13 protein-coding genes and 1 pseudogene are annotated in these 19,316 nt (G+C 74.2%); 9 read left to right on the top strand and 5 right to left on the bottom strand.

Translation table 11 applies throughout. The features are described from left to right. Positions 1-9: 9 nt before the first annotated feature. Both GGE06_RS19310 and GGE06_RS19305 read right to left on the bottom strand, forming a co-directional pair. On the bottom strand, positions 10-759 hold the full coding sequence (locus GGE06_RS19310; RefSeq protein WP_116158813.1) for an ABC transporter permease: 750 nt from the start codon (positions 757-759) through the stop codon (positions 10-12). A gap of 22 nt (positions 760-781) precedes the next feature. Continuing rightward, positions 782-1,555, bottom strand: coding sequence for an ABC transporter ATP-binding protein (locus GGE06_RS19305; RefSeq protein WP_116158812.1), 774 nt, complete (start codon positions 1,553-1,555; stop codon positions 782-784). An 82-nt stretch (positions 1,556-1,637) separates the two neighbouring features. On the opposite strand from GGE06_RS19305, the gene GGE06_RS19300 reads away from it, so the two are divergent. The 4 genes from GGE06_RS19300 to GGE06_RS19285 all read left to right on the top strand — a co-directional run bounded on the left by GGE06_RS19300 (position 1,638) and on the right by GGE06_RS19285 (position 6,542). Further along, a complete protein-coding gene (locus tag GGE06_RS19300) occupies positions 1,638-2,276 on the top strand; it encodes a TetR/AcrR family transcriptional regulator (RefSeq protein ID WP_116158811.1) in 639 nt (212 codons plus the stop codon). Positions 2,277-2,452: 176 nt separating this feature from the next. After that, entirely contained in the window at positions 2,453-3,301 is an 849-nt protein-coding gene (locus GGE06_RS19295; RefSeq protein ID WP_116158810.1) for a 3-hydroxyacyl-CoA dehydrogenase family protein, read from the top strand. A gap of 126 nt (positions 3,302-3,427) precedes the next feature. Beyond that, complete coding sequence (locus tag GGE06_RS19290) at positions 3,428-3,751, top strand: STAS domain-containing protein (protein ID WP_116158809.1); 324 nt, start codon at positions 3,428-3,430, stop codon at positions 3,749-3,751. 217 nt (positions 3,752-3,968) lie between these two features. Further along, positions 3,969-6,542 (top strand): ATP-binding protein, encoded by a 2,574-nt coding sequence (locus GGE06_RS19285; RefSeq protein ID WP_184931340.1) that lies wholly within the window; start codon positions 3,969-3,971, stop codon positions 6,540-6,542. Between the two features lie 73 nt (positions 6,543-6,615). On the opposite strand, the gene nucS is transcribed toward GGE06_RS19285, so the two are convergent. Further along, on the bottom strand, positions 6,616-7,287 hold the full coding sequence (gene nucS, locus GGE06_RS19280) for an endonuclease NucS (RefSeq protein WP_181924504.1): 672 nt from the start codon (positions 7,285-7,287) through the stop codon (positions 6,616-6,618). Between the two features lie 249 nt (positions 7,288-7,536). Here nucS and GGE06_RS19275 point away from each other — a divergent pair, with 249 nt between their 5' ends. Further along, positions 7,537-7,929 (top strand): SCO5389 family protein, encoded by a 393-nt coding sequence (locus GGE06_RS19275; RefSeq protein WP_015036224.1) that lies wholly within the window; start codon positions 7,537-7,539, stop codon positions 7,927-7,929. A 116-nt stretch (positions 7,930-8,045) separates the two neighbouring features. Here the strand turns inward: GGE06_RS19275 and GGE06_RS19270 are convergent, their stop codons facing one another. Continuing rightward, positions 8,046-9,080 carry an LLM class flavin-dependent oxidoreductase gene (locus GGE06_RS19270; protein WP_116158806.1) on the bottom strand — a complete coding sequence of 345 codons (1,035 nt, stop codon included), beginning with the start codon at positions 9,078-9,080 and terminating at the stop codon, positions 8,046-8,048. 213 nt (positions 9,081-9,293) lie between these two features. On the opposite strand from GGE06_RS19270, the gene GGE06_RS19265 reads away from it, so the two are divergent. From GGE06_RS19265 to GGE06_RS19255, 3 genes are all read left to right on the top strand, one after another. After that, complete coding sequence (locus GGE06_RS19265; RefSeq protein ID WP_116158805.1) at positions 9,294-9,620, top strand: Rv1322 family protein; 327 nt, start codon at positions 9,294-9,296, stop codon at positions 9,618-9,620. Between the two features lie 168 nt (positions 9,621-9,788). Beyond that, positions 9,789-11,048 carry a cysteine desulfurase-like protein gene (locus tag GGE06_RS19260; protein ID WP_184931339.1) on the top strand — a complete coding sequence of 420 codons (1,260 nt, stop codon included), beginning with the start codon at positions 9,789-9,791 and terminating at the stop codon, positions 11,046-11,048. Positions 11,049-11,106: 58 nt separating this feature from the next. Further along, positions 11,107-11,862: a thioesterase II family protein gene (locus GGE06_RS19255; RefSeq protein ID WP_184931338.1), complete on the top strand. Its 756-nt coding sequence runs from the start codon at positions 11,107-11,109 to the stop codon at positions 11,860-11,862. A gap of 169 nt (positions 11,863-12,031) precedes the next feature. Here the strand turns inward: GGE06_RS19255 and GGE06_RS19250 are convergent, their stop codons facing one another. Beyond that, complete coding sequence (locus GGE06_RS19250) at positions 12,032-13,204, bottom strand: aromatic ring-hydroxylating oxygenase subunit alpha (protein WP_181924503.1); 1,173 nt, start codon at positions 13,202-13,204, stop codon at positions 12,032-12,034. 309 nt (positions 13,205-13,513) lie between these two features. Between GGE06_RS19250 and GGE06_RS19245 the strand changes: the two are divergent. Further along, positions 13,514-19,264, top strand: a pseudogene (locus GGE06_RS19245) (type I polyketide synthase); the annotation flags it as partial. Positions 19,265-19,316 lie beyond the last annotated feature (52 nt).

The following is a 19,316-nucleotide window of genomic DNA, read 5'->3' as shown; positions in this document are numbered from 1 at the left end:
CCAGCGTAGTTACGCCTGGGCCCCGCGGAACGTCCGTGTGCCGACCGTCACGGCGAGCGCCGTGAGCGCGGCCGCGGCGAGGACGCCGTACAGCATCGTGGCGGTGGCGTAGTGCCCGACGTACGCGTCCCGTACCGCGTCCACCAGATAGCGGAACGGCATGAAGTGCGACAGGACGTCGAGCCAGCCGGGCGCGAGGGCCATCGGCAGCATCAGGCCGGACAGCAGCATCGAGGGCATGGCCAGGGTGTTGATCGCCGGGCCGAACTCCTGCGGGCTGGGCAGCCTCAGCGCGAGCACGTACGACAGCGAGGCGAGCGAGAAGGTGAGCAGGGCGACGAAGCCGAAGCCGATGAGGATGCCGGCGAGCGGCGCCCGCAGGCCCATGAGCAGGGCGGCGAGGACGAGCAGGACGGCCTGGAAGAGGAAGAGGGCGGCGTCCCGCAGGGTCCGGCCGAGGAGCAGCGCGAGACGGCTGACCGGGGTGACCCGCATCCGTTCGAGGACGCCCCAGTTCTTCTCCATGATGACGGCGAAGCCCGCGAACGAGGCCCCGAAGAGGCCGAGCTGGAGCAGCAGTCCCGGCACGAGGACCTGCCAGGAGTCGCCCGCGCGGCCGAGCGGGAGGCCGGTGAGCAGCGGGCCGAAGAAGAACAGGTAGAGCAGCGGCATCAGCGCGCCGAAGAAGATCTGGAACGGCGAGCGCAGGGTCTGCCGAACGTAGCGGCCGAAGAGGACCGCGGTGTCGTGGACGAGCATCGGGTGGGCTCCTGGTCGGCGGTCAGACGGCGACGGGCGTGGTGTCGACGGGCGCGGGGCCGCGCCCGGTGATGGCGAGGAAGGCGTCCTGGAGGGTGTCCGCGCCGTGCTCGGCCTTGAGCGCGGCGGGGGAGCCCTCGGCGGCGACGACGCCCCCGTCGATGATCACGAGCCGGTCGGCGAGGGCGTCCGCCTCGTCGAGGTAGTGGGTGGTGAGGACGACGGTCGTGCCGTACTCGTCGCGCAGCCGGCGGACCAGCGCCCACAGGGCGGCCCGGCTGCCCGGGTCGAGGCCGGTGGTCGGCTCGTCGAGGAAGAGCAGCGCGGGGCGGTGGGTCAGGCCGAGCGCGAGGTCGAGCCGGCGGCGCTGGCCGCCGGAGAGCGCGGTGGTGCTCCGGTCGAGGAGCTCGGTGAGGTCGAGGTCGCGGGCGAGTCCGGCGGCGCGGGCGGCGGCCTCGGTGCGCGAGAGCCCGTAGAGCCGTCCCTGGACGACCAGCTCGGAGCGGACGGTCTCCTGCGGGTCGACGCCGCCGCCCTGGGCGACGTACCCGATCTTCCGCCGGACGGCGACGGGGTCGCGCAGCAGGTCGTGGCCGCAGACGGTGGCGGCGCCGCCGGTGGGCGGGAGGAGGGTGCTGAGCATGCGCAGGGTCGTGGACTTGCCGGCGCCGTTGGGCCCGAGGAAGCCGAGGATCTCGCCCGCCCGCACCGTGAGGTCGATGCCGCGCACGGCGTGCACCTCGCCCTGTTTCGTGCGGAAGGTCCGGGAGAGTCCGGACGTGCTGATGATTGCCATGGCGACTACAAAAACAGAGTCTCTGAAAATTTGCAATGGCTCCAAAATTTCAGGGAGTGAAGGCGCGGCCTAGGATGAGGGCATGGCTGAAGGGCTCAGGGAGCGCAAGAAGCGCCAGACGAAGCAGCGGATCTCGGACATCGCGACCGGGCTCTTCCTGGAGCGCGGCTTCCAGGCCGTGACGGTGGCGGAGATCGCGGAGGTCGCCGACGTCTCCGTCAACACCGTCTACAACTACTTCCCCGCGAAGGAGGACCTCTTCCTCGACCGCATGGAGGGCATCACCCACCGGCTCGCCCGGATGATCCGAGGCCGCGACGCGGGGGAGTCCGCCGCGCAGGCCGTGCTCCGCGAGATCCGCGGTCACGTCACCGCCGTCTCGCCCGCCTACGGGCTGATGGACGGCTACGCCGACTTCATGCGGGTGATCGACGAGGCCCCCACCCTCCAGGCCCGGCTCATGGCCCTCCAGCAGGAGGTCCGCCGGACCACCGTCGCCGCCCTGCGCGAGGAGGCCGGCGCCGGGCCCGACGACCCGATGCCGCTGCTCGTCGGCGGCCAGATCGCCTGGATCCAGGGGGCCCTCGTCGAGTTCATCAGCGACAGGATGACGGCCGGGGGCAAGGCCGCCGCCGTCTCCCGCGAGGCCCTCGACCTCCTCGACGAGATCGAGGAGCTGCTGAGCGAGAAGGTCCTGACGTACGCGGTGCGCGAGGGCTGAGGCCCGTCCGGCGACCCGTGCCCGGATCCGCCGGGCGGGCCCTGGGGAGTGTCGTGAGTGTGACGTCCGTCAAAGAGGGCGTGACGCGCATTACTTCACGGTCACATGGGGCCCCGCGACCGCTAATCTCCGCCGGAGAGCCAGAAGTGAACAGGCGTTAAAAGGGGTGGAAGATCGTGGCCAGGAAGCTCGCCGTCATCGGGGCCGGACTCATGGGATCCGGTATCGCGCAGGTCTCGGCACAGGCGGGCTGGGACGTCGTCCTGCGTGACGTCACCGACGCCGCCCTGACCCGCGGCACCGACGGCATCAAGGCGTCGTACGACAAGTTCGTCGCCAAGGGCAAGCTCACCGCCGAGGACGCCGAGGCCGCGCTGGGGCGCATCACCGCCACCACCGAGCTCGACGCCGTGGCCGACGCGGACGTCGTCGTCGAGGCCGTCTTCGAGAACCTCGACGTCAAGCACGAGATCTTCCGCTCGCTCGACAAGATCGTCAAGGACGGTGCCGTCCTCGCCTCCAACACCTCCGCGATCCCGATCACCAAGATCGCCGCGGTGACCGAGCGCCCCGAGGCCGTCGTCGGCGTCCACTTCTTCTCGCCCGTGCCGATGATGCAGCTCGTCGAGCTGGTCCGCGGCTACAAGACGAGCGACGAGACCCTGGCCACCGCCCGCGCGTTCGCCGAGTCCGTCGGCAAGACCTGCATCGTCGTCAACCGCGACGTCGCCGGCTTCGTCACCACCCGCCTCATCTCGGCCCTCGTCGTCGAGGCCGCGAAGCTCCACGAGTCGGGCGTCGCCACCGCCGAGGACATCGACATCGCCTGCAAGCTCGGCTTCGGCCACGCCATGGGCCCGCTCGCCACCGCCGACCTCACCGGCATCGACATCCTGGTGAACGCCGCCAACAACATCTACACCGAGTCCCAGGACGAGAAGTTCGCGCCGCCGGAGCTGATGCGCCGGATGGTGGACGCGGGTGACATCGGCCGCAAGAGCGGGCAGGGCTTCTACACGTACTGATCCGGACCCATCACCCCGCCTCACTCCGTGGGGTGAATTTCGGGATCGGTTCGCTGACAAGGCGCAACGTATCTGCCGGTGCGGCAGTCAGTTGTTGCGAAGACGGAGCACTCTCGGGGAGCGCATATGCACATCAGGGGCGACCACGTCGAGCTGGTCGTCGGGGGCCGCCTCGACGTCCGCAGCGCGGCGGACGCCCGTACGGTCCTGCACACGGCCGTCGACGACGGAGTCGGCGACCTCGTGCTCGACCTGACCGGCCTCGACTCCTGGGACGCGACCGGACTCGGCGTCATCATGGGCGCCCACCGGAGGGCGGGCCGCTGCGGCCGGCGCCTCGTCCTGCGCGGGGTGCCGCCCCAGATGCAGCGGCTCCTCGTCGCCACCAAGCTGCACCGCATCCTCGCCATCGAGGGCGGCCTCGCCCTGGAGTCCCTGCCCCGCGTCTGACCCCCGGGCGCCCCGCCGTGTGTGAAGCAGCTGTGTGAACCAGGCGTCACGCTCAATCCTCACAAGACCGTGACGTCTTGGTCTCGGGGGCACCCCGACTGTTCCCGAGCGCCTGAGCACGGTCTAGGGTTCGGTCGCCCGCACCTTGACGGACCCGCCCGCACACCGGACGGACCCACCGGCGGGCACCGGACATCGCTGCTTGGGAGCTTGGACCATGGACCCGATCAACCCTGGGTCGGAGGAGTTCGGTCACGACACCGAGGGCGAGGAGGCCCGCCAGGGCCGGGGCGTGCCCGCGCCGGCGCCCGCACGCGCCCGCGTCGTCCGGCTCGTCTCCGGCGAGCTGCTCCTCACCGTCAACCCCGTCGACGGCAGCGAGATCGAACCCTGCCCGCCCGGGCAGGAACCGTCCGCCCCCCGCCCCCGCACCGCCGAGGAACGCGCCGAGGCCGCCCGCGCCGCCGCCCCGCCCGTCCCGCCGGGCCCCGCCGCCCCCGAGCTGCCCCTCCTCGAACGCCAGGAGGAGCGCGAGCGGCTCACCGGCACCCTCGGCCGCGGCCGCTCCGCCCGCCTCGTCGGCGCCCCCGGCTCCGGCCGCACCGCCCTCCTCGACGCCGTCGCCGCCGACTGCGCCGACCTCGCACCCGACGGCGTCGTCCGGCTCTCCGGCCACCATCGCACGCCCACCGAACTCCTCCACGAGCTCTTCACGGCCGTCCGGTACGCCCCCGACCAGCGCCCCGACCGGGCCGCCCTCCTCGACCGGCTCCGCGACGTCGGCGCCGTCGTCGTCGTCGACGACCTGGAGTTCGGCGGCGCCGCCCTCGACGAGCTCCTCGCCGCCGCCCCCGAGTGCGCCTTCCTCCTCGCCGCCGGCCCCGACACCCCCGCCCCCTCCGCCGACGCCCACGTCGAGGAGGTCCTCCTCGCCGGCCTCGGCCGAGCCGCCGCCCTGGAGCTCCTGGAGAGCGCCGTCGGCCGCGGCCTCACCGAGGAGGAGGCCAACTGGGCCGGCGACCTGTGGTTCGAGTCCGAGGGCCTCCCGCTCCGCTTCGTCCAGGCCGGCGCCCTGCTCCGGCAGCGCGACAGGCTGCGCGTCACCCCCGCCGAGTTCGACGCCTTCGGCGCCCTCGAAGAGGCCTTCGGGCCCGCCGACCCCGCCGCCGCGGCAGCGGCCGCGGCCGCGGCCTTCGACGGCGTCGACGATCCCGACGTCGAACTGCGCGAGATACCGCTGCCGAGCCTCGGCGAGGGCGCCGCCCCCGCCGCGCTCCTCGCCTCCCGGCTCAGCCGCTCCGCCCAGGCCGCCCTGCGCTTCGCCGTCGCCCTCGGCGGCGAGGTCCCGCACCAGGCCCACCTCCCGGCCCTCGTCGGCGACACCCACGCCGACGCCGCCCTCGGCGAGCTCAGAGCCTGCGGCCTGCTCTCCCCGGTCGGTCCCCGTTACCGGCTCGCCGCCGGAGTCCTCACCCAGCTCCTCGCCCACGGCTACGAGCACGAGGCCGCCGACCGCGCCCACACCATCGCCCAGCACTACGCCTGGTGGGCCGCCCACCCCTCCGTCACCCCCGAGCGGGCCGCCGCCGAGGCCGACGCCCTGCTCGCCGCCCTCACCGCGCTGATCCCCGGCACCGGGGAGCCCGCCGCCGAGCACCGGGCCACCGCCGTCCTCCTCGCCCGCGCCGCCGCGCCCGCCTTCGCCGCCGGACTCCACTGGGGCGCCTGGGAACGCGCCCTGCGCGCCGGACAGGAGGCCGCCCGCCTCACCGGCGAGGTCGCCGAGGAGGCCTACTTCCACCACGAGCTCGGCGTCCTCGCGATCTGCGCCGGGAACCTGGAGCGCGCCCGCGCCGAGCTGGAGGCCTCCATCGGCATGCGCGGGATCCTCGCCGACAAGCGGGGCACCGTGGCCGGCCGCCGGGCGCTCGCCCTCGTCGCCGACCTCTCCGGCGACCACGCCGCCCCCGCCGTGGAGCCCGTCTCCCCGCCGCGCGGCACCCCGGCCCTGCGCGGCCCCGCCGCCCGGCCCGCCCTCACGAAGCCGGAGCCCGTCACGGCCCCGCTGCCGGGCGGAGCCCTCCGTACCCCGGCGACGGCCCCGGTCCCGGCGTTCCCCGGCTTCGCCGACGACGCCCCGACGGTCCTCACCCAGCCCGACACCGACGGCAGCCGCTCCGGCCTCAAGGGCGGCATCCTCAGCGGCGCCCGCCGCAACCTCGTCGCCGTCGGCGCGGGCGGGCTCCTCGTCGCCGTCCTCGGCACCGTCGTGACCCTCGGCCTCACCTCGGGCAACGGCGAGACCCCCGCCACCGACCACGTCACCTCCGACAGCACCGCGAGCGAGAGCGGCACCGACGACGGCCTCGACGGCGAGGAGCCGCCGGCCGACGGCGAGACCGCCCCGGCCGAGACGGGCCGGGCGACCCACTCGGACTCCCCGAGCCCCTCGGGCTCCGGGAGCGCGTCGACGTCCGCCTCGACGGACCCGTCCGACCCGGCCTCGCCGTCGTCCTCGGACAGCCCGACGGCGACGACGTCCCCGACGACGGCTCCGCCCACGAGCCCGAGCGCCACCACGAGGCCGCCGCGCCCCACGGCGTCGAGCCCGAAGCCGCCGAAGCCGCCGACCACGCCGCCGCCGACGACCACCACCCCGCCGCCGACGACCGAGCCGCCCACGACGCCCCCGCCGGCGACGACGACCGCCCCGCCGGCCGGCGGCGAGACCACCACCCTCGGCGCGCCCTCCGCCTCCGAGACGGCCACCGCCTCGTCGACGCCCGCCTGACCCCGTACGGGAACGACGACGGCCCCGGGCGCGCGCTCAGCGCACCCGGGGCCGTCGCCCGGAAGGACGGACCTCAGAACAGCCGCAGCTTGTCGTCCTCGATGCCGCGCAGCGCGTCGTAGTCGAGGACCACGCAGCCGATCCCGCGGTCCGTCGCCAGGACCCGGGCCTGCGGCTTGATCTCCTGGGCCGCGAAGACGCCCTTCACCGGCGCCAGGTGCGGGTCGCGGTTGAGGAGCTCCAGGTAGCGGGTCAGCTGCTCGACGCCGTCGATCTCGCCGCGGCGCTTGATCTCCACCGCGACCGTCCCGCCGTCGGCGTCCCGGCACAGGATGTCCACGGGGCCGATCGCCGTCGGGTACTCGCGGCGGATCAGCGTGTAGCCCTCGCCGAGGGTCTCGATGCGGTCGGCGAGCAGCTCCTGCAGGTGCGCCTCGACGCCGTCCTTGATGAGGCCCGGGTCGACGCCCAGCTCGTGCGAGGAGTCGTGGAGGATCTCCTCCATCGTGATGATCAGTTTCTCGCCCGCTTTGTTGATCACGGTCCAGATGCCCGCCTCGCCGTCGGCACCCTCCTTGAGAGTGCACGGCGGGGACATCCAGTTGAGCGGTTTGTACGCCCGGTCGTCCGCGTGGATCGAGACGCTGCCGTCTGCCTTGACGAGGATCAGACGGGGAGCTGAGGGCAGGTGGGCCGTGAGCCGGCCCGCGTAGTCCACGGAACAACGGGCAATGACGAGACGCATGGTCCGCAACGCTACAAGAGAGACGCTCTTCCGCGCGATTCGGGCATCGCCGCGGCGTCCTCCGGGGGCCGTCGTGAGCCGAACACCCGTCGGTTATCAGCCGGTTGTGTGCCCATTCTTCTGGTGCGGCCCGGACTGCGCGCTTACCGTGGAAGCTGGAGGTCGTCGTGCGTGCACGCTGCGTGGCGTACGGCCGGCCTTCGTCCCTGGCCGCAAGACCCCGTCCGCGGGGTCGCGAGAGGAGAACCCATGTCGCTCGACGTCTCACCGGCTCTGTTGGAACAGGCCGAGCGAGGCGAGGTCGACGAAGCCGACTTCGTCGACTGCGTCCGGACCTCCCTGCCCTACGCATGGGAGATGATCAGTTCTCTGGTGGCACAGCTGAAGGTCGACGGCGGAGAGTTCGCCGACAACCAGACGCCGCCGCCGAATGAGCAGGCACGTGGTCAGCTGCTGCGCGCGCTCGCGAGCGACGCCATTCGTGGTGCGCTGCAGCGGCACTTCGGGGTGCGTCTCGCCTTCCAGAACTGCCACCGCGTGGCGGTCTTCCCGCTCGACCCGTCGGTGGACGAGCGGCTCGCCCGTTTCACTTCCGTACGGGGACAGCTGCTGAACCAGTCGCCGGAACTGCGCGACTGCTGAGACATGGTGCTGCCGCTCCGCGCCGCGGAAGAAGGCGATCGATGCGGGCCGACGCGCATCGGCGCCGGCAGGCGCGGCGCGGAGCGGCAGCACGGTCCCGGAGGCCGTGAGACCCCTCACACCAGGAGCGGCAGGACCTCCGCGCCGAGCCGCCGGACGTTCTCCTCGGTCGCCGAGAGGTCGCCCGAGCCCTCCGCGAGCAGGGCGAAGCGCGTGATGCCCGTACGCTCCGCGGTCGCCGCGAGCCGGTCCGCCGCGCGCCGGGGCGTGCCCACCGGGTGCAGCCCGCACAGCAGCTCCGTGTACGCCACGGGGTCCCGCATCGCACGGTGCCGGCCGTCCACCGTCACGTGCGCGTCGAGGCCCTGCTTCAGCCAGCCCGGCATCGCCTTGACCAGCGCCTCCGCCGCGTCCGCGCCCCGGTCCGCGAGCTGGGCCACGCCCGCCGAGACGTGGCCGGCGCCGATCCGCGCGATCTCGTCCGGGTCCCGCCCGGCCTCCCGGGCGCAGCGCGCCCAGGCCGCGACCATCTCGGCCTTGTCCTCGTCGCCGCAGTGCATGCCGAGCAGCATCGGCAGTCCGCGCTCCGCCGCGAGCCGCACGCTCTTCGGCGAGGTGCAGGCCACCACGACCTCGGGGGCGGCCTCGCCGCCGATCAGCTCGTCGGGGCGGGGCACCACGGGCACCTCGCGGAAGGAGAACCGCTCCCCGTCGGCGCCGACGCGCGGCTCGGTGAGCCAGCGGAGCAGGAGGTCGAGCGATTCGGGGAAGCCCTTCTCGTACGCCGTGAGACCCGCGCCGAAGACCTCCAGGTCCACCCAGGGGCCGCCGCGGCCCACCCCGAGGGTGAAGCGGCCGCCGGAGGTGAGGTGCAGCAGCGCCGCCTGCTCGCCGAGGGCGACCGGGTGGACGGACGGCAGCACGCTCACCGCCGTGCCGACCCGGAGCCGCCGGGTGCGGCCGAGGAGCAGGGCGGCCAGGGTGACGGCCGAGGGGCAGACCCCGTACGGCACGAAGTGGTGCTCGGCGAGCCAGACGGAGTCGAGCCCCGCCTCCTCCGCCACCTCGGCGGTCCGCACCGCCCGGTGCAGTGCCTCCCCCTGGCCCTGGCCCGGGAACTGGGCTGCCAGAACGAACGTACCCACGCGCATCGCCTTCTGCCTCCTTGCGGCCGACGCGTATCTCCCCTCGCACAGGCACCAACGTCTGACACGTGCCAAAGGCAACGGCCGTTCATGAAGTTCTTGCGATTTTCGGCTAAGCCGCTCCGGGCGGGGCCGGGGGCACCGCGTGGCGGCCCGTAGGCTGGAGAGAACGGTCAGTGTTCCCCGGCCCCGTGTGCCCAGATCCCGTGAGGTGTGCCCGTGTCCCCGCGTCACAACCGCTCCCGAGGCGGCGAGAAGCCCGCGCAGCAGGGCGACCACGGAGACAGGTACGGCGGCGTGCAGCGCACCGAGACGTGGCAGGGCGAGGAGTGGTACGTCCGGCTGGTCGCCGGCGCGAGCGCCCCGGGCAAGCGCTACCGCTGCCCGGGCTGCGACCAGGAGATCCCGTCCGGCGCCCCGCACGTCGTGGCCTGGCCCGAGTGGGGCGGGGTGGACGACCGCCGCCACTGGCACAAGGCCTGCTGGAACGCGAAGGACCGCCGCACCAGCAGGGTGCAGCGGTCCCGCAACGCGCCCCGCCACTGACGCTCCCGCGCGCAGTTCCTCCATCGATTCTGCCTGGTTCTTCACGGGTGCCCCGGCAGATCATCGAGCCGAACGATCGGCGACAGGAACCGGCAGTGACGCCGCAGGCGAGGGACGACGAGGTCCGGGCCGGCGAAGCGCGTCATTCGCAGCACTTACGGAGCGCCCGTGACGAAAGCTCAGCCCTACGACATCGACTCGGTGCGGGCGTACTTCCCCGCACTCAAGGCCGGGTCCGCCCACTTCGACGGCCCGGGCGGCACCCAGATACCGCAGCCCGTGATCGACGCGATGGTCGACGCCATGTCGGACCCGCTGTGCAACCGCGGCGGCAACACCGCCGGGGAGCGCAACGCGGAGGCCATCGTCCTGGACGCCCGCCGCGCCCTCGCCGACTTCCTCGGCGCCGACCCGCGCGGCGTCGTCTTCGGCCGCAGTTCCACCCAGCTCCTGTACGACCACGCCCGCACGCTCGCCAAGACCTGGCGCCCGGGCGACGAGGTGGTCGTCAGCCGCCTCGACCACGAGGCCAACATCCGCTCCTGGGTCAACGCGGCGGCCGCCGTCGGCGCCACCGTCCGCTGGGCCGACTTCGACCCGGCGACCGGTGAACTGACCCCCGAGCACATCGGCGCGGTGCTCTCCGAGCGGACCCGCCTGGTCGCCGTCACCGCCGCCTCCAACCTGATCGGCACCCGGCCCGACGTGCCCGCGATCTCCCGCCTGGTCCGCCGGACCGGCGCGCTGCTCCACGTCGACGCGGCGCAGCTGAGCTCGCACGGCCGGGTCGACCTCGCGGCCTTCGGCGCGGACTCCGTCAGCGCCTCCGCCTACAAGTTCCTCGGGCCCCACCTCGGCGTCCTCGCCGCGCGGCCCGAGCTCCTGGAGGCGCTCAGCCCCGACAAGCTGCTCGCCTCGACGGACACCGTCCCCGAGCGCTTCGAGCTGGGCATCCTGCCGTACGGGGTCCTCGCGGGCGCCCGTGCCACGGTCGATTTCTGGGCCGGGCTCTCCGGACTGCCCGCGAGCGCCGCCGGCCGGCGCGAGCGGCTCGACTCCGCGCTCGCCGCGGTGGAGGCGTACGAGGAGCAGCTGCGGGTGCGTCTGGAGCGCGGGCTCGCCGAGCTGGACGGGGTCACGGTGCACTCGCGGGCCGCGCGCCGGACCCCGACCCTGCTGATCGGCGTCGCCGGGCGGCACCCCGTCGAGGTCCACCGGCACCTCGCCGCCCGGGGCGTCGACACCGGTGTCGGCACCTTCTACTCGGCGGACGCCGCTCGGCACCTCGGGCTCGGCGAGGAGGGCGGTGTCCGCGTGGGGCTCGCGCCCTACACCTCCGAAGAGGACGTGGAGCGGCTCCTCGAGGGCCTCGCCACGATCCCGGCCGTGCACTCCGGCGCGGGCCGCGGGCTCGTCGGCCACCACTGACCGCCGGACGGCGGGCCGGACGCGCCGGCCCCGTACGCGAAGAAACGGGAACAACCATATGAACGACATCCGGCTCGACGACGTCTGGATTCGCCAATTTCCGCCCGCGGGAACGGGCGGCGTACCGCTGGTCTGCTTTCCGCACGCCGGTGGGTCCGCCAGTTATTTCCGTCCCTTCTCGAATGTCCTGAAGAATCGCCTGCGAGTCCTCTCGGTGCAGTATCCGGGAAGGCAGGACAGGATTCAGCATCCGCTCATCACGTCGATTTCCGAATTCGCCGACGCCTCGTACGCGGCACTCGAACCGCTGCTGAAGGAACCCGTGGCGTTCCTGGGGCACAGCATGGGCGCGGCCATCGCCTTCGAGGTGGCCCACCGCATGCGCGAGCGCCTCGGCACCGCCCCGGTGACCCTCTACGTCTCCGGCCGCCGGGCGCCCTCCAAGGACCGGGAGAGCCGCATCCACCTCCTCGACGACGAGGGGCTCGTCGAGGTGCTGCGCAGCCAGAGCGGCACCGACACGCGCATCCTCGGCGACAAGGACGTCCTGAAGATGATCCTCCCGCCGCTGCGCGCCGACTACACGGCCATCGAGACCTGGCGGTACGACCCCGCGAAGCCCGCGCTGGACTGCCCGGTCGTCGCCCTCACCGGCGTGGACGACGAGACCGTCACCACCGAGGAGGCGCGGGCCTGGGGCGAGCACACCACCGGGCCCTTCGCCCTGGAGACCTTCCAGGGCGGCCACTTCTACCTCGCCGACCAGTTCGAGCTGGTGGCCGAGACCGTGCTCAGGACGCTGCCGGCGCGCTAGCGGGCGCGTACGGAACGCCGATGGGGCGTGCGGGAGGACCAGGTCCTCCCGCACGCCCCATCGGGCTGCCCGCGGTGCGCGGCCGGTGACCCGCCGGGCGGACGGGGAAAGCCGGGGCCGCACACCGCCCGCACGCGGTGCGCGGCCCCGGCTCCGGGGCGGCGGGGGATCAGCCCTCGACGGGCTTGGGCTCCAGGCCCAGGCCGTCACCGCCCGTGCGCATGTCCTCGATCACCCGGTGGAAGTGGGCGATGATGCACTCGCGCTTGCTCAGGATGTTCGTCTTGTACGCCGAGGAGTGCGTGGTGGCGGCGACGTCGATCCACTCGTCGATGTCCTGCTGCACGACCGCCTTGTAGATCTCCCAGAAGAAGTCGACCTGGCGCTGGTACTCCGGGTCGTCGCCCTCCTCCATCTCGTACTGGAGCTCCCACGCCTCGAAGCGGGTCTTGGTCACGCTCAGCGGGACCGCCCGGAAGACCTGGGTGTGCAGGGCCTGGCAGTTGGCGACGGCGGTGGGGAAGAGCAGGTAGTTGCAGATGGCGTAGCGGGTGTGGTCCAGCGTCTCCATGAGGTCGTCGAGGACGCCGAGGAACGGGACGAAGTACATGCCGTTGCGCCCGTACACGTGCATCGTCGAGTGCTTGGCGTCCTGGGCCTCCTTGCCGCCCATGCCGTGCAGCGCCTGCGCGTGGTAGTACTCGCTGAACGCGTCGACGGCCACCTTCCAGTTGACGTCGACCTCCCACTCGACCTTCTCGACGAGCTTCATGTCCTCCATGCGGAAGGCGGCGAGGTCGTCGCGGACCTCGGGGGCGATCCAGTCCTTCAGCGGACCGGCCACGCCCGGGCCGGCGAGGACGGCCCACACCCAGCCGCCCCACTCGTCGACGTCGACGGCGGGCGAGCAGAGGCCGGCCAGCGCCTTCGGGTCGAAGTCGGGACGGTCCGGGACGCCCTTGACCTTGCCCTCGGTGTCGTACGCCCAGTTGTGCCACTTGCAGGTGAAGCGGCGGGCGTTCTTGCCGCTCTCGGCGACGATGCGGGCGCCGCGGTGCGCACAGACGTTGTGGAAGCCGTCGAGGCCGCCGTCCTCGCGGCGGGTGATGACGATGCTCTCGCCGTGCCCCTCCCAGACGTGGTGGTCGCCGGGCTCGGCTATCTGCTCCGAGCGGCAGATGATCTGCCAGCTGCGGTTGAGGACGTTGATCCGCTCCTGCTCGTAGCGCTCCGGGTCGCGGTAGACGTCCGCGTCGAGCGTCGTCGGCCCGATGTCGGGAACGCCGGGGACGTCGGGCCCGAAGCGCAGGGGCAGATTTCCTCGGGTGGGCTGGAATACCACGGTCGACCTCCGTCGAGTCAGTGCGATGTCCGGGTCTTTTTCCGCGTCGAGAGAAGGACGGGAATCTGTCTGGAGGCAGCACGCGGCAGGGTCACGCGAATTTCCCCCGGCGGTCAGGCTAACCATCTTTTTCCGAATAACTCAAGCCGCTCCGCCGGACCCGGAAAAAAGGGGACACAACGGACTCCGGCGGTTCATCGGAATTTCGAATACGAGGTTTCGCCGCCGGTTCTGCCTGTTCTGCAGGCGCCCGAGTACCGAGGCTTACAGGTATTGACGAGCCGTGTGACGGTCGGGGGACGGGTAGTGGTGAGTACAGAGGACAAGCTTCGCGGCTATCTCAAGCGCGTCACCGCGGAGCTCCTGGAGACGCGTGAGAGGCTGGCCGCCGCCGAGACCGCCGAGCCGATCGCGATCGTCGGCATGGCCTGCCGCTTCCCGGGCGGGATCCGCACGCCCGAGGACCTGTGGCGGCTGCTGACGGACGGCGGCAGCGTCGTCTCCGGCACACCCGAGGACCGCAACTGGGACCTCGACGAGCTGACCGTGACCAACGCCGACGGCAGCGCGACGGTACGGACCTTCGGGGCCTTCCTCGACGACGCCACCGAGTTCGACGCCGACTTCTTCGGGATCTCGCCCCGCGAGGCCGTCGCCATGGACCCGCAGCACCGGCTCCTCCTGGAGACCGCGTGGGAGGCCCTGGAGCGGGCGGGCATCCCCGCCGACTCCCTGCACGGCAGCCGTACCGGCGCCTACATGGGCATCATCAGCGGCGACTACGCCGCCCACCTCACCGCGTCCGGCACCGCAGGCCTCGACGGCTACTTCATCAACGGCGCCGGAGCGGCCTTCGCCTCCGGCCGCATCGCCTACACCCTCGGCCTCCAGGGCCCCGCCGTCACCATCGACACCGCCTGCTCGTCCGCGCTCGTCGCCCTCCACGACGCCGTCCGGGCGCTGCGCGGCGGCGAGTGCGCCACCGCCCTGGTGGGCGGCGCGGCCGTCGTGTCGACGTCGGCGATGCTCGTCGAGTTCGGCCGCCAGGGCGGGCTCGCCCCCGACGGCCGGTGCAAGCCCTTCGGCGCGGCCGCCGACGGCACCGCCTTCTCCGAGGGCGTCGGCGTGCTCGTCCTGGAACGCCTCTCCGACGCCCGGCGCGCCGGGCACGAGGTGCTGGCCGTCGTGCGCGGCAGCGCCGTCAACCAGGACGGCGCCTCCAACGGCCTGACCGCCCCCAACGGCGCCGCCCAGGAACAGGTCATCCGCCAGGCCCTCGAGGACGCCCGGCTCACCGCCGACCAGGTCGACGCCGTCGAGGCGCACGGCACCGGCACGGTCCTCGGCGACCCCATCGAGGGACAGGCGCTGCTCGCCACCTACGGCGCGCACCGTCCCGACGGACGACCGCTGCTCCTCGGCTCGGTGAAGTCCAACATCGGCCACACCCAGGCCGCGTCCGGCCTCGCCGGCACCATCAAGACCGTCCTCGCCCTCCGGCACGGCGTCCTGCCGGCCAGCCTCGGCATCGACGAGCCGACGCCACACGTCGACTGGGCCGCCGGCGGCCTGCGCCTCCTGACCGAGCGGACCGACTGGCCCAGGACGGGGGAACCGCGCCGGGCCGGCGTCTCCTCCTTCAGCCTCAGCGGCACCAACGCCCACGTCATCATCGAGGAGGCTCCGGCCGCCACCGCGCCCGCCGGCGACGGGGAAGCGGCCCCGGCCGCCACCGCGACCGACGACGGGGAAGCGGCTCCCGCTGCCGACGGCGGGCGGCCCGCGCCGCTCGCCGCCGCGCCCGCGCCCGCGGTCCCGTGGGTCCTGTCCGCCAAGTCCCCGGCCGCCCTGCGCGCCCAGGCCGCCGGACTCCTCGCCCACCTCGACGCCGAACCCGCCCTGAGGGACGGCGACATCGCGCTCACCCTCGCCACCGGCCGCTCCGCCCTCAAGCACCGCGCCGTCGCCGTCGGCACCCGACGCGAGGAGCTGACCGCCTCGCTCGCCGCCCTCGCCGCGGGCGAGACCTCGCCGCGACTCGCCCAGGGCACGGCACCCGCCGAGCCCCGCACCGGCGCCGTCTTCGTCTTCCCCGGCCAGGGCCCGCAGTGGGCCGGCATGGGCGCCGAACTGATGGAGAGCTCGCCCGTGTTCGCCGCCCGGGTCCAGGAGTGCCTCGACGAGTTCGACCGCCACCTCGACTGGTCGCTCGCCGACGTGCTGCGCGGAGCGCCCGGCGCCCGCGCCCTCGACGAGGACGAGGTCGTCCAGCCCGCCCTGTTCACGATGATGGTCGGCCTCGCGGCCCTGTGGGAGTCCTGCGGCGTCCGGCCCACCGCCGTCGTCGGCCACAGCCAGGGCGAGATCGCCGCGGCCTGCGTCGCCGGCGCGATCTCCCTGCCCGACGCCGTACGGATCGTCGCCCGCCGCAACCGGCCCATCCGCGCCGCGATCACCGGCCGCGGCGGCATGGCCTCGCTGCCCCGCCCGGTCGCCGAGGTCGAGGAGCTCCTGAGCCGCTGGGACGGACGGATCACCGTCGCCGCCGTCAACGGCCCCTCGGCCACCGCCGTCTCCGGCGACCTCGACGCCCTCCAGGAACTCCTCGCCCACTGCGCGGCCGAGGGCGTCACCGCCCACCGCATCCCCATCGACTACGCCTCCCACTCCGCCCACATCGACCTGGTCGAGCAGGAACTCCTCGACACCATCGGCACGTTCGAGACCCGCGAACTCCGCACGCCGTTCTACTCGACCGTCACCGGCGGCCCCGTCGACGGCCACACGCTCGACACCGCCTACTGGTTCGAGAACCTCCGCCGCCCGGTCGACTTCGCCGGCGCCGTCCGCGCCCTCCTCGCCGACGGCCACCGCGCCTTCGTCGAGTGCGGCGCCCACCCGGTCCTCACCTACGGCCTGGAGGAGCTCGTCCACGAGGCCGGGGCCGACGCGGCCGTCGTCCCCACCCTCCGCCGCGGCCAGGGCGGAGCGGACCGCTTCCTCACCTCCCTCGGCCTGCTCCACGCCGGAGGCGTCCGCGTCGACTGGCCCGCGCTCCTCGCCGGCGGCGACGCCCGGACCGTGCCCCTGCCCACGTACGCCTTCCAGCGCAAGCGCTTCTGGCTCGACGAACCGGTCCGCGCGGCGGGCGACGTCCGCGCCGCCGGACTGCGCGCCACCGGGCACCCGCTGCTCGGTGCCGCCGTCGACCTCGCCGGCCCCGCCGCGGAGGGCGGCGCCGTCCTCCACTCCGGACGCCTCGCCCTCGACACCCACCCGTGGCTCGCCGACCACACCGTCGCCGGGACGCCGCTCCTGCCCGGCACCGCCACCGTCGAACTCGCCGCGCGCCTCGCCGCCGAGTCGGGCCCGGCCGGCGTGGAGGAACTCACCCTGCACGCCCCGGTGCCCGTCCCCGACGAGGGTGCGATCGACCTCCAGGCGGCGGTCGGCGCCCCCGACGACTCGGGACGCCGCTCCTTCGCCCTGTACTCGCGGCCCGAGGACGCCGAGCCGGGAGCACCCTGGACCCTGCACGCCGAGGGCGCCCTCGCCCCCGGGGCCCCGGGCACGCCCGCCCTGCCGACGGGCGGCGCCTGGGAGGTGCTGCGCGGAGCCTGGCCCCCGCCCGGCGCCACCCCCGTCGCCCTCGACGGGCTCTACGACCGGCTGGCCGGACTCGGCATCGCGTACGGCCCCGCCTTCCGCGGCCTGCGCGCCCTGTGGCGGCGCGGCGACGAACTCCTCGCCGAGGTCGCCCCCGGGAACGGGACCCCCGCGGACGCCGCCGGGCACGGCCCGCACCCCGCCCTGCTCGACGCCGCCCTGCACGCCGTCCTCGCCGACCGGCTCGGCGAGGAGCCGGACGCCGCACCGCTCCTCGTGCCCTTCGCCTGGCACGGCGTCACCAGCCACACCACCGGCGCCACCGCCCTGCGGGTCGCCCTCGGCCGGGACGGCGACGACGTCACCCTGCGGGCCGCCGACGCCACCGGCACCCCCGTCGTCTCCGTCGACCGGCTCACCGTCCGCCCCATGACCGCCGATCAGCTGCGGGCCTCCGGCGCCCCGCACCGCGACGCGCTCTTCCGGCTCGACCTGACGGCCGTCCCGCAGCCGGGCGAACGGCCGGACGCCGGCGCCTGCGTCCTGCTCGGAGACGCGCCCGCCGACCCCGCGAGCCCCCTCGCACGACTGCCCCGGCACGCCGACCCGGCCGCGCTCGCCGGCACGGCGGGGACCGGCGCCCCGCTGCCGCGGCTCGCCCTGGTCCCGCTCTCCCGCCTCCTCCCGGACCTGGAGACCTCCGCCGACCCGGCCGACGCGATCCGCACCGCCCTCACCCGAGTGCTCCGGCTCGTCCAGGACTGGGTCGCCGACGACCGGCTCGCCGACACCCGCCTCGTCCTCGTCACCCCCGACGAGGACACCGAGGACGGCCCCGGGACGCTCGCCGGAGCGGCCGGCGCCGCGGTCCGCGGCCTCGTCCGGTCCGCGCAGGCCGAACACCCCGGACGGTTCGTCCTCGTGAGCGCCGCCGACCCGGAGACCGTGTCCGTCGACGAACTCGCCGCGGCCGTCGCGACCGGGGAACCGGACACGCTGCTGCGCTCCGGCGCGATCCTCGCCCCGCGCCTGGTCCGGGTCCCCGCGGCCTCCGCACCGGCCACCGGGCCCGCGCCCCTCACCGGGGCCGGCACGGACCCCGGCACCGTGCTCGTCACGGGCGGACTCGGCACCCTCGGCGGCCTGGTCGCCCGGCACCTCGTCACCACACGGGGCGTGCGCCGCCTGCTCCTCGTCGGCCGCCGGGGCCTCGACACCCCCGGTGCCGACGCCCTCGTCGCCGAGCTGACCTCGCTCGGCGCGCACGTCACCGTCGCCGCCCGCGACGTGTCCGACCGCGCCGAGGTCGCCGCGCTGCTCGGCTCCGTACCGGCCGCCCACCCGCTCACCGCCGTCGTGCACACCGCCGGCGTCGTCGACGACGGCGTCGTCACCGCGCTCGACCCCGAGCGGCTCGACCGGGTGCTGCGCCCCAAGCTGGACGCGGCGCTCCACCTCGACGAGCTCACCCGCGAGACGGACCTGTCGGCCTTCGTCCTGTTCTCCTCCCTGTCGGGCGTCCTCGGCCGGGCCGGACAGGCCAACTACGCGGCCGCCAACGCCTTCCTCGACGGGCTCGCCCGCCGGCGCCACCGGCTCGGCCTCCCCGCCACCGCCCTCGCCTGGGGCCTGTGGGCCGAGGCCAGTGACATCACGGGAGACCTCGACGAGGCCGGCCTGCGCCGGCTCGCCGCCCCCGGCATCGCCGCCATGACCGCCGACGAGGCGCTCGCGCTCCTCGACGCCGCCCTCGACGCGGCGCGCGCCCACGACCTTCCCGCACTCGTCCCCGCCCGGCTCGACCTGCCCGCCCTGCGGGCCCACACGGGCCCCGGCGAGGTGCCGCCCGTGCTGCGGGCGCTCCTCGGCACCGGCCGCCGCGCCGCGCGGGGCCCCGAGACCACGGCGAGCGCCGCCGACGGACCCGACGCGCTGCGCGCCGAGCTCGCGGCGCTCTCCGAGGCGGACCGGCTCGACCGGCTCACCGAGCTCGTCCGGGCCCGGGCCGCGGCCGTCCTCGGACACGAGGGCGGGGACGGCGACGCGGTCGACCCCGACCGCGCGTTCAAGGAGCTGGGCTTCGACTCGCTGACGGCCGTCGAACTGCGCAACCAGCTCGGCGCGGCCACCGGCGTGCGCCTCCCGGCCACCCTGGTCTTCGACCACCCGACCCCGGCGGCGCTCGCCGAGTTCCTCCGTACGCAACTCGCCGACGATCAGGCCGGCCCGTCGCCCGTCGCCGGCGGCGGCCCGATCCACGCGGCACTCGACCATCTGAGCACGACGGTGTCGGCGACGACGCTGGACGACGCCACGCGCGACCAGCTCGTCGCCCGCCTCAGGGAACTGACGCGTGCCTGGGCCCGGACCTCCGAGCCCGACACCGGGTCCCTCGAGTCCGCAACCGCGGACGAGATCTTCAGCCTGCTGGACGAACAGTTCGGGAGCGCGTGACGGTGCCCGGATCCGCCAGGCCGTACGACACACCACGTGGGAGTGAGACACC

The sequence above is a fragment of the Streptomyces nymphaeiformis genome, assembly GCF_014203895.1.
In the GTDB taxonomy this organism is placed as follows: Bacteria; Actinomycetota; Actinomycetes; order Streptomycetales; family Streptomycetaceae; genus Streptomyces; species Streptomyces nymphaeiformis.
Note: the sequence above shows the minus strand (reverse complement) of the source record. Positions and strands in the feature narration are given on the sequence as shown.

Bases quoted from the DNA above. Each gene is read 5' to 3' on its own strand.
- GGE06_RS19310 (WP_116158813.1), bottom strand. From the start codon at position 759: ATGCTCGTCCACGACACCGCGGTCCTCTTCGGCCGCTACGTTCGGCAG.
- GGE06_RS19305 (WP_116158812.1), bottom strand. From the start codon at position 1,555: ATGGCAATCATCAGCACGTCCGGACTCTCCCGGACCTTCCGCACGAAA.
- GGE06_RS19300 (WP_116158811.1), top strand. From the start codon at position 1,638: ATGGCTGAAGGGCTCAGGGAGCGCAAGAAGCGCCAGACGAAGCAGCGG.
- GGE06_RS19290 (WP_116158809.1), top strand. From the start codon at position 3,428: ATGCACATCAGGGGCGACCACGTCGAGCTGGTCGTCGGGGGCCGCCTC.
- GGE06_RS19285 (WP_184931340.1), top strand. From the start codon at position 3,969: ATGGACCCGATCAACCCTGGGTCGGAGGAGTTCGGTCACGACACCGAG.
- nucS (WP_181924504.1), bottom strand. From the start codon at position 7,287: ATGCGTCTCGTCATTGCCCGTTGTTCCGTGGACTACGCGGGCCGGCTC.
- GGE06_RS19275 (WP_015036224.1), top strand. From the start codon at position 7,537: ATGTCGCTCGACGTCTCACCGGCTCTGTTGGAACAGGCCGAGCGAGGC.
- GGE06_RS19270 (WP_116158806.1), bottom strand. From the start codon at position 9,080: ATGCGCGTGGGTACGTTCGTTCTGGCAGCCCAGTTCCCGGGCCAGGGC.
- GGE06_RS19255 (WP_184931338.1), top strand. From the start codon at position 11,107: ATGAACGACATCCGGCTCGACGACGTCTGGATTCGCCAATTTCCGCCC.